The organism is Moorena sp. SIO4A1, assembly GCF_010672065.1.
Taxonomy (GTDB): Bacteria; Cyanobacteriota; Cyanobacteriia; order Cyanobacteriales; family Coleofasciculaceae; genus Moorena.
Genome location: NZ_JAAHHX010000008.1, coordinates 35,131 through 47,959, shown reverse-complemented (window position 1 = coordinate 47,959; position 12,829 = coordinate 35,131). Strand labels below are relative to the sequence as shown.

General features: G+C 44.0%; 12 protein-coding genes. 5 read left to right on the top strand and 7 right to left on the bottom strand.

The genetic code is table 11. The features are described from left to right. Positions 1–53 precede the first annotated feature (53 nt). Both F6K53_RS08460 and F6K53_RS08455 read right to left on the bottom strand, forming a co-directional pair. A complete protein-coding gene (locus F6K53_RS08460) occupies positions 54–1,502 on the bottom strand; it encodes a hypothetical protein (protein ID WP_293064558.1) in 1,449 nt (482 codons plus the stop codon). 247 nt (positions 1,503–1,749) lie between these two features. Then, positions 1,750–2,190 (bottom strand): secondary thiamine-phosphate synthase enzyme YjbQ, encoded by a 441-nt coding sequence (locus tag F6K53_RS08455; RefSeq protein ID WP_293064555.1) that lies wholly within the window; start codon positions 2,188–2,190, stop codon positions 1,750–1,752. A 61-nt stretch (positions 2,191–2,251) separates the two neighbouring features. On the opposite strand from F6K53_RS08455, the gene F6K53_RS08450 reads away from it, so the two are divergent. Further along, complete coding sequence (locus tag F6K53_RS08450) at positions 2,252–2,494, top strand: hypothetical protein (RefSeq protein WP_071103904.1); 243 nt, start codon at positions 2,252–2,254, stop codon at positions 2,492–2,494. Between the two features lie 103 nt (positions 2,495–2,597). Here F6K53_RS08450 and F6K53_RS08445 read toward each other — a convergent pair whose 3' ends face one another. Beyond that, a complete protein-coding gene (locus F6K53_RS08445) occupies positions 2,598–2,786 on the bottom strand; it encodes a hypothetical protein (RefSeq protein ID WP_143727507.1) in 189 nt (62 codons plus the stop codon). A 53-nt stretch (positions 2,787–2,839) separates the two neighbouring features. Here F6K53_RS08445 and F6K53_RS08440 point away from each other — a divergent pair, with 53 nt between their 5' ends. The 3 genes from F6K53_RS08440 to F6K53_RS08430 all read left to right on the top strand — a co-directional run bounded on the left by F6K53_RS08440 (position 2,840) and on the right by F6K53_RS08430 (position 5,344). Beyond that, positions 2,840–3,673, top strand: a complete 834-nt coding sequence (locus tag F6K53_RS08440) for a cyclase family protein (RefSeq protein ID WP_075897776.1) — start codon at positions 2,840–2,842, stop codon at positions 3,671–3,673. 550 nt (positions 3,674–4,223) lie between these two features. Further along, on the top strand, positions 4,224–4,679 hold the full coding sequence (locus tag F6K53_RS08435; RefSeq protein ID WP_293080365.1) for a hypothetical protein: 456 nt from the start codon (positions 4,224–4,226) through the stop codon (positions 4,677–4,679). A gap of 272 nt (positions 4,680–4,951) precedes the next feature. Continuing rightward, entirely contained in the window at positions 4,952–5,344 is a 393-nt protein-coding gene (locus F6K53_RS08430) for a hypothetical protein (protein WP_293064550.1), read from the top strand. Positions 5,345–5,408: 64 nt separating this feature from the next. Here the strand turns inward: F6K53_RS08430 and F6K53_RS08425 are convergent, their stop codons facing one another. The 4 genes from F6K53_RS08425 to F6K53_RS08410 form a co-directional block, all read right to left on the bottom strand. Next, the gene (locus tag F6K53_RS08425; protein ID WP_293064547.1) at positions 5,409–9,179 is read right to left on the bottom strand and encodes a hydantoinase B/oxoprolinase family protein; all 3,771 of its coding nucleotides are present in this window, start codon (positions 9,177–9,179) and stop codon (positions 5,409–5,411) included. A gap of 392 nt (positions 9,180–9,571) precedes the next feature. Then, complete coding sequence (locus F6K53_RS08420) at positions 9,572–9,892, bottom strand: hypothetical protein (RefSeq protein WP_293064544.1); 321 nt, start codon at positions 9,890–9,892, stop codon at positions 9,572–9,574. Positions 9,893–9,969: 77 nt separating this feature from the next. Continuing rightward, the gene (locus F6K53_RS08415; protein WP_070391888.1) at positions 9,970–10,392 is read right to left on the bottom strand and encodes a helix-turn-helix domain-containing protein; all 423 of its coding nucleotides are present in this window, start codon (positions 10,390–10,392) and stop codon (positions 9,970–9,972) included. After that, positions 10,373–10,771: a type II toxin-antitoxin system HigB family toxin gene (locus F6K53_RS08410; RefSeq protein ID WP_293064539.1), complete on the bottom strand. Its 399-nt coding sequence runs from the start codon at positions 10,769–10,771 to the stop codon at positions 10,373–10,375. Before F6K53_RS08410 ends, F6K53_RS08415 begins: the two co-directional genes overlap by 20 nt. Before the next feature lie 1,007 nt (positions 10,772–11,778). Between F6K53_RS08410 and F6K53_RS08405 the strand changes: the two genes are divergently transcribed. Beyond that, positions 11,779–12,654 (top strand): alpha/beta hydrolase, encoded by an 876-nt coding sequence (locus F6K53_RS08405; protein ID WP_293025795.1) that lies wholly within the window; start codon positions 11,779–11,781, stop codon positions 12,652–12,654. Positions 12,655–12,829 lie beyond the last annotated feature (175 nt).

Below are 12,829 nucleotides of genomic sequence, written 5' to 3'. Positions count from 1 at the left end.
CAAGAATTGTCGATTGAGGGGGCAAAAAGTCATGAATTGGGTTATGAATTAGGTCAAGGCCAAGGAATCTGGGGATTAGCGGCCAACTCGCTAGCCACTGCTGCTGCGCCATATTGATTCAGATGACTGGGATCAGCAAAATACTGATTTTGGTTTAGCCACTGCCTGCCCATATCGATAAAGATAAATCCTTCACCAGTTTGTTTGAGCATCCACTGCTGCAATTTCTGTTCACGATTCAGACGCACTGGATCTAAATAGTCTTTGGTAAGGGGTAAGTTAACCACCACTAAGGGAATATTTTGTTGCCGCAAAAAGCTTTTAATAGCATTGACAGCAGTAGTCTGTTTACCGGCAAAACTGAAGGGCTGATAATCGGCATCATATCTCCCTGACACTCGTGGATGGCTCCGATAGTAAATTTTGGGGTTAAAGGTTCCATTCATAGGGATAAAACCATTAGCATTGATGGCAAAAGTACTATAGCCAGTGTTGGCGGTAGTTGACTGTTTGGAAACCAGTTGCAGGTTGCAGGTTGCAGGGTCTAGGTTGCAGGGTCTAGGTTGCCGATTTGAAGTTAAGGTCGCTGTTGCCCAAAGTCTAGTTTCCGGTGCCCATTTTTGATAAATTTTAGTAGTAACACTGGAAATAGTAGACTCAGAAATAGCTTGGCAAGTATTGGCAGATTCCTTTTGACTTTTAGGAAGTGTGGGGCGATCGCCTGCCAGCAAACGTTTATATCCCTCAGAGGCGACAAGGGATTGATAGGTGCGGTCTACTCGTCCACTATTGAAGGCACGCACCCCATCAGCCCAGATCACTAACCGTGGCAATTGTTCTGGAGTCAGGAGCTGACGGAGTTGGAAGTCAACAAATTGAGCTGTGGCACCATTTACCCCAAAATTGAACACCTTTAGCTCTCCTTTGCCTAATATCCCTAAGGATTTTTGGAGTTGCTGAGGATCAAGCCCTTGCAATGCCCGCGAACTACCTACAATTAGAATGTCAGGCGTACCAACGGCAGCAATATAGGATAGATAAAGCCGCAGCTGCTGATCAAATATTTCGTTATCAAAACTAGAGAAGGGCAAGGATGAAGTGGTTGCTACTGCTTCAAGGTAAGCTAACTCTAGGTTCTTGATATATTCAGCAATTTTTTTTTGAGCAAAAATCCGTTTAGGACTGTCTGCTGGGATAGTTTGCAAATCCTCAATGGCTTGAATCCACTCATTGATCACAAAATCCCAATCTTCTGTTGATCGAGCCAATTGTGCCATAGCAGTTGCTCTTCGTTCTTTTTTCATACCCTTGGTAATCGGATCAATAGAAGAGCAGGCTGGGGGAGAACCCTGAGCGACTACTTGATTCCCAGGGGATACTGCTACTGAGGGGAGTAGTGTGTTTGCTGCATGGTAGAGTGGCGTAGTCTTCCAAAAGCCAGCGGCAAGTAGAAGTGATGCTATGGTAGCGCTACTGTAGAGTCTAAACCAGAATTTCGGCATGGTTGTGATGGGGTACGCTCAACTTACTTCAATCAGTTCAAAGTCGAACTATGTTGACACTCTACCCTTCTTAGAAGGAAGAGGATTCTTAGTGAGAGCGAGTCCAATATTATCTATCTTAGCACAACTTTGATACCAATGTATTAACGGAGTTTGCTCAGCTCATTCTATCTATAATTATCTATAATTAGGATAAGGGTGTTTACTTAAACCGTTCTGCTTCAGCCAATTCCTAGTAAGCTAGTTTTTAGGTTTCACCACATAGTTGAATTAAAACAGTTCTGTCTCTAGGACCATCTAATTCAAGGAATAAAACAGATTGCCAGGTGCCCAAAGCCAATTTGCCATCAATAATAGGAATATATTCGCTGTTGTTTAGCATCATGGCCATTAGGTGAGAGTGGGCATTGATCGGCTCATCAGGAGGTACAATCCTTAAGTGCAGGTCATTATGGAGATATTTACCATCTTTAGGGGCTAGCTTGTCTAGATGGACTTTAATATCTTCGAGTAATCGTTCTTCGTATTCATTAATGGCTAACGCAGTAGTTGTATGTCTGGAAAAAACTAAAGCATGACCGTTTTTAAGCCCAGTAACCTCTAGTAATTTGCTGATGTAATCGGTGATATTGTAGATAGCGATAGGTTCGTGGGTTTTAAGTTCGATTATTTCACTCTTGACCAGCATGACTGCACACCAATAAACTAATAACGTTGACAATTAAACTAAAATACCAGAAATTTTGAAGATGAAAGAGCAATTGCTCCGTTGGCTTAACCAAATTTTAATGCTCGATGTTTTTCTAGTCTTATTGAGCTTTTTTTGGTTTGCGATCGCATTGGTTGGTCGTTCGGTTGGTATTCCCTTGGGACTGGAACTATGGTACAGCCTTTGGGAACCAGTATTTACTCCCGCCATTGGTGTGCTGATGGCTGGGGCTATTGTGAGTGGGCTAATTAACCAGATTTCTAAGCGTTTGACGTCGAATTGAGTAAATAAGTGCGTAAGTGTGTAAATGCGTAAGTGCTTAAAAATCACCAATAACTATATAAATATGGATAGAAGATGGACACTGATTGGTAAGCATTCAGCCGTCAGCCGTCAGCCGTCAGCCGTTGGCCATAGGCCACGCTACGGGAACAGCTTATTTTATTCAAAAGCACTTCAAGTAGCGTGCGCGTAGCCCATAAGCTGAAAGCTGACAGCTGATAGCTGATAGCTGATAGCTGACGGCTGATAGCTGAATACTTACACTGATTCATCCTTAATCCTTGATGCTTCATGGTTTATCCTTAATCCTTGATACTTCATTCGATAATTTTTCTAGGGAAGAGCCATGTTGCTTAAAGCTTTGTTGGTCTTAACCATGATTGTCATAGTCGGTTTGGCGAACCCAAGCACTGCCCAAGCCGCTGACTACCCCAGTCTTTGGGATAAATTAGCAGAACTAAAGTCCCATGAGTTTGTGGATTTAACCCATACCTTTCATCCCCAGATTCCCCACTGGCCAGGCTTTGATCCTGAAACACGCACCACAACCTACTACTACGATGAAATGGTTGGCACCAAGGGGTCTGGATTTTGGGCACAGCGCTATAATATTCCAGGTCAATGGGGTACCCACGTTGATCCGCCAGCTCATTTCGTCAGGGGCAAACGGTTTCAGGATGAAATCCCGGTCACTGAAATGGTGCTACCTCTTGTGGTAATTGATGTCAGCGACAAGGTCAGTCACAACCCCGACTATCAAATTACCCTGGAAGATGTACAAGCTTGGGAACAGAAATACGGTTTAGTGCCAGAAGGGGCATTTGTAGCAATGCGTACGGATTGGTCTAAGGCTTGGCCTAGTATGACCAAAATGCGTAATGCTGACGCTAATGGTATTGCCCATTATCCTGGCTGGAGCGCTGAAGTACTCAAATATCTTTACGAAGAACGCTACATTACTGCTTCCGGTCATGAAACAACTGATACTGACCCTGGAATTGCCACTAGCCAAGGGGACTATTCCCTAGAAAATTATATTCTCAGCCAAGACAAGTATCAGATTGAGTTGCTGACTAACTTGGATCAGGTTCCGGAATATGGTGCGATCGCAATAGTAACTTTTCCTAAGCCCCTGAAGGGTTCTGGTTTCCCAGCAAGGGTGTTCGCAATTATTCCCTAGTAAGGCAAGAGGCAAGAGGCAAGAGGCAAGAGGCAAGAAATTATATAGGAATTTTTGGTGGCGATGCAGCGCGGTCTTGAGGAACTGCCCTGGTTTCCCCCACTCGCGCTTTGCATCAAGACAAGGTCAAAAACTCTAAGCCCTATATATATTTAGGAAGCTTTGGTAGATTCATGTTCTTGATGCAGCGCGGTAAAATAATTCTATGGGAAGAGATTATTGGTGACAATTTAAGTTTGTTTGCTATTTGTAAATCATGTTGTTACAAAGTATTAGTAAATCTCAAAGCGAAGGACACACTAGCCTGAGCTTGGTTTATATTTAGCCTAACAGCGAGACAGTCGGACTATTGAGTGAACCCAAAATAGCCATACCGAAGAAATCAGCTTGGTGCTGCCCCTATTGAGACGCAGCAGCCAAGTTATTGAACAGTTCAAATATTATCTAGAGCGGAAAACAGAAATTAATCGGAGAAAACATGAATATATTTTCCAACCCCTTAAAGTTAAAGTTCATAGGGGTATCTTTGTTGGTAAATCAATTACTGTTGATGGTGTCGTCTATAGCACTAGCTTACGATAATAATGTAGACTCAGACAAATTGCAGGTTATCAAATTAGAACCAGGTATGCAAGTTACCATAAACTATAAACTTGGAATGCCTGGGGGGAATAAGCTAGAAGAGCAAGCTTTTTCAGTTTATAAGCTTTCATCATCTGATAAGTCTGATGGTGATGATGCAGTTCGTCTTTGGCGTAGGAGTGATGAGATGAATTACATTCCATTCTACTATTCTAATGACGAGGATAAACCAAACTATTTAGCCATTGCCTATCATGCTTGGTCACCAAGTGGTTCAAGGTGGTTTAATTTAGCTGCGACAAACAAAAAATTAGTTGGACAAGAAGGGAATAAAAAAACTATCCATATTAGCTATCCCAAAGGTGGAGCAGCGAATCCTTCCCTCACGATAACCCTCGAAAGGGATCCACTCAAGATATATTAATGGGGCTGAGAGGGTTGAACTCTCAGCAATCCGAATGCACTCAAATTGGCTGCGGGCAAACTATATGCTTTTAGGTTCTTGCCGACGAGTTGGCAAGTCCTTTGCCTGTCTGAGTACGGGTAATAACTTTTTGAATACCCTTAAAGAACAACTCAGCCAAAAAAGTCAAGAATATTTTTCCTTAACTTGTCACCAATGGAAGAGGTTATCTACCGAGAGGCAGATCTAACCTAAGAGCAGTAGATCGATTTCTGAATTTAGAGGACACAAAGATGAAAGGAATTTTCGGTGCTCTACTACCAGGACTGATCACAACCGGTTTTGTAGGCGCAACACTACTACCCGCTGCACCGGCAGCTGCTGATGATTTATTAAGAGATATCGGTATTGGTGCTGCTGCTGGTGCGGTAGTTGGAGAATTAAGTGACAACGGCTCACTGATAGGTAATAGTGCCAATGGCGCTGCCGCTGGTGCTGCTGTCAATGCTACTAAGCGCAATAGAACTAGAGCTCGGCGTAACAGTGCTGGGAGTCTAGTTCAAGATGCAGGGTTTGGTGCTGCTGCTAGTGTTGTCACTGGCGTGATCATTGACAATGGTTCAGTGGTAGATAATGCGGTTAAAGGTGCTGCTACTGGTCTAACCATTAACCTTCTAGACCGTTAAGAATTTTCACCCAAAGGAAAAACCAATGGGATGGGCTCTGCCGATCGCATTCGCCTCCTACCGATTAGGATTGACTATCACCACTATCCAAACCAAATCCCCCACCCCCAGGGGTCTCAATCACAAACACATCACCTGCATTCATTTCCACTACCCCAGTACTACCCAACTCTTCAACAGTTCCATCCTTCCGTTCCACATAATTTTTTCCCAAAGCACCCGCTTCACCACCATTTAACCCAAAAGGCTTGACCACTCGACGTCCAGATAGAATTCCTGCGGTCATAGGTTCTAGGAAACGAATCTGGCGAATTACGCCATTACCCCCACAATGAACGCCCTTACCCCCACTATCAGGGCGAATCCCAAACCTTTCCAAAAGTACTGGAAATCGCCATTCCAAAACTTCTGGGTCAGTTAAGCGAGAATTGGTCATGTGAGTATGTACCGCATCTGTGCCATCAAAATCAATCCCTGCCCCAGAGCCTCCACAAATGGTTTCATAGTATTGATAGCGCTCATTGCCAAAGGTAAAATTATTCATAGTACTCTGAGATGCCGCCATCACTCCTAAAGCACCATAGAGCGCATCGGTTATTGCTTGGGATGTTTCCACATTTCCTGCTACCACTGCTGCTGGATAACGGGGATTGAGCATAGAACCTTCCGGAATAATCACCTCCAAAGGCTTCAGACAACCGGCATTGAGGGGAATATCATCATCGACTAGGGTGCGGAAGACGTATAGCACTGCTGCTTTGCATACCGCTGACGGTGCATTAAAATTACTGTCTAACTGACCCGAGGTACCGGTAAAATCAATCTTGGCACTACGGTTGTTCCGGTCAATAGTAATCGTGACCTGAATCTTAGCACCCCCATCTAACTCATAGCTGAAACTGCCATCTGTGAGCACATCAATCACCCGGCGCACTGACTCCTCAGCATTATCTTGGACATAACCCATATAGGCTTGCACTGTCTCTAATCCATAGTGGGCTACCATCTGCTGTAACTCTTGTACACCCTTCTCATTGGCAGCAATCTGTGCTTGTAAATCAGCTATATTCTGAGTCAGATTCCGGACTGGGTATTTACCCCCTAACAGGAGTTGGGTTATTTCATTGTCTCGGAATTTACCATTCTCAACCAGCAGGAAATTGTCAATTAATACCCCTTCTTCCTTGACACTGGTACTATTAGGAGGCATGGAACCGGGAGTGATACCACCGATGTCAGCATGGTGTCCTCGGGAAGCGACAAAGAATAAAGGGGAGAGGGGAGAAGGTTCCTTTAGCCCTAGGGAAGAGTTGAGGAAAACTGGAGTAACAAGGGTGACATCTGGGAGATGAGTGCCACCGTTGTAGGGATTGTTGAGAATATAGACATCCCCAGGTTTGAGACTATCACCATGGGCATCAATCAAGCTGCGGACACTTTCACTCATTGACCCCAAATGCACTGGAATATGGGGGGCATTCGCTACCAATTGCCCTTGTTGGTCAAAAATCGCACAGGAAAAGTCTAGCCGTTCCTTGATATTGACTGAATAACTGGTATTTTCGAGAGTTGTCCCCATTTGCTCTGCTATGGAACGGAATAGATTGTTAAAGATTTCGAGCATGACCGGGTCAGGATGGGGTGAAGCTTGGACGGTATTTGGTGGCAGCTGATCTATAGTGCTATTTGTCAAGCTTTCCAGATTGTCTTGCTGCTCCGCCAAACCAGATTTAACTAAAATCAAATGATTCCGTTCAGTCACCTCTGCCTTCCAACCAGGCTCAATCACATTAGTTCCAGTTGCCTCAATAATTAAAGCCGGACCAAACACCGAATCCCCTGGTTGCCAATCCTCTCGCCTAAACACAGGGGTATCCCACCACCGATTAGCGGTATACATTTGCACTGTGGCAACGGGAGCACACATTTCCCCACTGTGACGAGACCGTATCGGTTCTGTTGGGATAGCCATCCGCTTTACTAACTCTACCGAAACCGCTTCGACCATTAACGTTTTCCCTGGCACGATAAATCCATAGCGTTGTTGATGCAATCCCTCAAACTCTTCCGTGATCTGATCAATCCCACCAAACCCAACAACCAAGGCTGAATCGGTGCCCTCATAGCGCAAATGGACTCGCCGAATCACTTCAACCTCGTTACTATTCCGATCCTGGGTATGGTTGTGTTTCAACTCTTCTATGCCCTGAGCCACCAACTTGGCCAAAATTCCCTCTAACTCCAACCCCTCTACTAACTCAGCTTCAACTGACTGTTCTTTCAATACCCTGATATCGGCTAAACCCATGCCATAAGCGGACAATACTCCAGCAAAGGGATGAATGAACACTCGCTTAATCCCTAAGGCTTCGGCAATTAAACACCCATGCTGGCCACCAGCACCCCCAAAGCAACATAGGGTATACTCGGAAACGTCATAGCCCCGTTGTAGAGAAATCTGTTTAATGGCATTGGCCATCTTCTCGACTGCGATCGCTAAAAATCCTGCTGCTACTTCCTCTGGTTTTCGGTTATCCCCAATCTGTTCGACCAATCCTTCAAACCTCTGCCTTACCACCTCAGCATCCAACGGCAAGTTACCATCCGCTCCAAACACCTTGGGAAAAAACCCTGGCTGCAACTTCCCGACCATCACATTGCAATCGGTCACCGTCAACGGACCCCCCTTACCGTAGGAAGCAGGACCTGGATTTGCCCCAGCTGACTCTGGTCCTACCCGATAACGGGCACCATCAAACTGGACAATGGAGCCACCACCAGCAGCTACTGTATTAATTGCCATCATTGGCGTGCGCAGCCGCACCCCAGCAATCTCAGTTTCAAAGGTACGCTCGTATTCCCCGTTATAATGGGCTACATCTGTAGAGGTGCCACCCATATCAAAGGTAATGATCGTCTCAAAACCAGCAATTCGACTAGTCTGTACTGCTCCGACAATACCCCCAGCCGGTCCTGATAAAATACTATCCTTCCCTTGAAACTGTTGCGCGTCCGCCAGTCCTCCGTTTGACTGCATGAACATCAATAGTCCAGAGGTTTTGCCCTGTAAGCCTTCAGGCTGAGTAGGTTCAAGGTTATTTTCCAAAGCTTCACCGCTCAACCCACCAAGCTGCAACTGTTGTTCTACCTGATCTACATAGCGACGTAGAATCGGTGATAAATAAGCATCAACCACTGTGGTATCCCCCCGACTGACTAATTTCATCAAAGGAGTGACTTGATGAGATACTGAAATTTGGGTAAAACCAATCTCTGATGCGATAGTGGCTATCTCCTGTTCATGAGTGGGATAGCGATAGCCGTGCATTAAGACAATGGCGCAGCTACGAATACCGTCATCATAAGCAGCTTGCAAGGATTGGCGGGTTTCAACCAGATTGATGGGGATTAGCTCTTCACCCTGGGCGCTGTACCGTTCTTCTATCTCAATCACCCGTTCATAGAGCATTTCAGGGAGCACAATTTCACGGGCAAAGATATTGGGGCGATTTTGATAACCGATGCGCAAGGCATCTTGGAAGCCCTTAGTAATCACTAGGACAGTGCGATCGCCCTTCCGTTCCAATAAGGCATTGGTGGCTACTGTCGTTCCCATCTTGATCGCTTCAATGGCATCACTGGGTATCGACTTACCAACAGGGATGTCTAAAATCTCTCGAATTCCCTGTACTCCAGCATCTTGGTACCGTTCAGGATTTTCTGAAAGCAACTTATGAATTATCAACTGCCCATCCGGGCGTTTTGCCACAATGTCAGTAAAGGTACCACCTCGATCAATCCAGAATTGCCAGCGTCCAGTGGAAGTAGTAGTCATATTTGCCCGATTTTTAAGACAACACTAAAGAGATGGGGAAGATGGCGGATAATTTTCCAATAGTTTTCATTGTCGCTCTCGCCCCGTAGGGCATCCATTACCTCCATCCCGTAGGGTGTGTTAGGGGTGGGCTAACCCTAATTTTCCGCCTCTGAGCGCCTAGTTGAAATAGCCCACCCCGTAACGCACCACTTTTTTAATTAATTTCAATAATATACAGTTTAAATGCACAACAGCTTAGAGGTTGTCTGAGAAGTCTAATTTGCTACATCCAAGCCCCCTAAATCCCCCAATTTTGGGGGACTTTCAGAAGCCAATTGACTCTTGTTCCCCCCAAAGTTGGGGGGCTAGGGGGGCAAAATGCAGTATCAAAAAACTTTTCAGATATCCTCTTATAACGGATAAAATGCCATAGGTGAAATCAACAAACGTTTAGACAGCTTTTGGATTTGTCCAATTGTCAATTCTTGTTGACCACTAACAATTAAATTACAGGTTGCTTCGGAACCGAAAATCTCTATTATTTCTTGAGATTGAAGATAATGCTCCTTCAGAATTACTCGCAATAAATCGGTTCCATAAATGTCAGGTATTAACTGATCACTATTGTTGCGGTTGTGTTGAAAAAACCTTTTCAGTCCCTCTTTGGCAATATAACCCAAAAACATAAACCCTAGACGTTTAACAGCTTCAATCAACAATTCATTCCACATAATTTTTATCTCCTGTATAGGGAATAGATAGTAACCAGGAGAAGAACTCTAATTCCTTCTCTTGGTTACACTTAGATTTATCTTGGGAAGAAGGCAGATGGCGAACATTTGAAATAATCTGCCAGTTTCTGGATATGTTCCACGGTTAGATTTCTTTTGCCACTTAATATCATTGAAACAATTGATTTCGTCTTAAAAATGCTAACTAGGTCTTGCTGACGCAATCCATGTTCCTTGATGAGTAACTTGAGTAAGTCAATCCCGTGAATATCTGGAATTAATGGTTTCTTCCTCTGATAGTCGTGCAATAGTACAGTCAAAGTAGCAAGGTAACTATCTTGTTCTTCAGTTAACTCGACCGATGCCTCTAGATCTAGAAGCAAGTTAATGAGATTTTTGGCCGCCTCTTCCTCCGCCTCAGACATAATGGGAAGAAGTGGGTGTTCTTTTACCAAATCAAGATAGCTTTTTGGAATGGTTTCATAGGTTCTGTCTATCATAATCCGCGTTCGCAATAATATTGCGAACAACTATATGCTTGTATTTGAAGTTGATACGAGCTTTAAGGGTATAACGACCGCATCCAATCGTAAATAAAGCGTTACTTTCTTTACCTTCAAGATAGGGAAAAGATTGACCCATTTGCTCAAAGCTAGACCACTGTCCTGTTTCTACAAGCTTGAACCAGGCAGCTATATATTCCTTTGATTCCGGGTGGTTGTGCCAAAACTTAGCGATGTCGAAAGTAATTACAGTATGCATGTCAATATCTCCAATTAAGGATTGAGAGATCCTTGCAGGGAGCATTAAGACACTCATAACATTACAAGCAAGGGCATCACCAGTTGTCGCAGACCACTCGTAATGCCCAATATACAAAGAATTTGAGTATAAGTTTCCATAAACTGACTTCCAATTGACATCCAGTTATGGAAATTTAATACTAAAATCTTTGCTTTCTTGAACATTACGAGTAGTCTCAATGCAGTCCTGTTCATAGATACCTCTCTAGAACTAAATTGAGTAAGTCGTTAAGCAGGTGCAGAAAATTAATTGCACATTTTACAAAACTCAAAGCCCTACAATGTAAGGCTTACAGATTTGTTTACCTGCTTATGTTCGTCAATCTACTTTATACCTCTCTAGAACTAAATTGAGTAAGTCGTTAAGCAGGTGCAGAAAATTAATTGCACATTTTACAAAACTCAAAGCCCTACAATGTAAGGGTTATAGAGATTGAGACTAGGTAATTAATTCTGCGCTCGGTGCTTATGTAAACTAAGTTAGCAAATTGCGAACTTGTTGTCAACCACCCCTTCAAATCCTTGCCCGACTCAAGCAATATCGAGGGTAAGCGACGCGCTACGATAAGCGAGCCTGGGAACTTTAGCGCTCAGCAATTTATCTGGCTGCTGCCCTAATCTGGCTTAATTGATCACATGTCCTAGGAGTAGGATGCTCACTGCTAGCAGAACATCTAGGAAAATCAAATCAGAAAGACAAGCCCAGTTGAAAGCCAATTGAAAAGTTAATTATAATTGCACAATGCTATTATGATCAGGAATATCAAGACCAAATTATGTAAGCATTCAGCGATCAGCGGTCAGTGGTCAGTAGTCAGCGGTCAGCTTATTTTATTCAAAAGCACATCAAGTAGCGTGTGTATAGCGCATAAACTGATGACTAATAGCTGTTCGCGTAGCGTGCGCGTAGCGCATTAGCTGATAACTGATAGCTGAATGCTGATAGCTGAATGCTTACCAAATTATTCACTTACCGATGACTTGAATTAATTAATTCTTATAACTAGAAGTCTCAACAATACATTGCTCTTCGTTTGTATTATAATCCTCCTCATCAAGCCTAAGACTGAGAAGACTAGACTCGTGAAAGCAAAAGCCAAACCCAAGAAACTACTAGGTTTTTTATATACTTGCTTATTCCTTGGTTTAGGAATACTCCCCACAGTAGTCAAACCAAAGCCAGCCAAGAGTGCAGAATACATTTACTTTAACTATGGTCCGTTAAAATTGTCCCTTTCCCGGGAATCCCTGGAGATTTTCGCCAATGAGGGCAGAATTACTAAGGAATTTGAGTTCTACGCCCAAATGCTGAACCCAGAAGCCTTGGAACAGTTGCGGATGCTACTCCAAAAGCGGATTAAAATCAGTCCTGTTGCCATATCTCGCTTAGGTAAATCCCCCATGGGAGAAGCCTTTCTGGAAGGTTTGGGAAAGATGATTAAAACGCACCCTGGTCGCAATGGTTTACATAGTCTTAGGGGAGCGCTGGTTTTGGCAGCAGCTGACTCCGAAGGTCTAACTCTAATGAATATAGTGCGTCAGTTTCCCACCGAGGGGATGTTGATTGATACCGACTATATCTTTAATGTCCAAAAAGAGCTAGCTACCCTATTTCGATATCGAGATGCAGCCGTGAATGCGATCGCAAACCAAGCCACCCGAGAAGCCGCTGCTGAGAATACCATTGATGTCTCCCAGTTAACAGACTTACAACAACCTGGTCCTTATCAATTCACAGACCAAGTCATCACCCTTTCCGGTCGCCGCCGTCAATCCCCTCTAGGGTTATCCGGAGAAACCAAGTTTGAGGTTGCTCTGTACTTACCCAAAGGCAATCCCAAACCAGCCCCCTTAGTAGTCATGTCCCATGGCTTTGCCTCAGATCGCAACCATTTCACCTATTTAGCTTCAACCGCGAGAAGCCTCACAACGAACATGCGTAGCATAAGTGTGAGATGAATCGCGGACAGAGTTTTTTTACCAAGCAGGGAACTCAAAATCGTTTATATCGTCTATAATGAAAGTAGTAGGGTAAATCAAATTAAGAGCTAACCGCCACCTACGTGCCTAAAATAGAACTCATTATATTGTTCCGGTGCGGAGGGGCATCCCGTATCGTTAATAAAGCTTACCG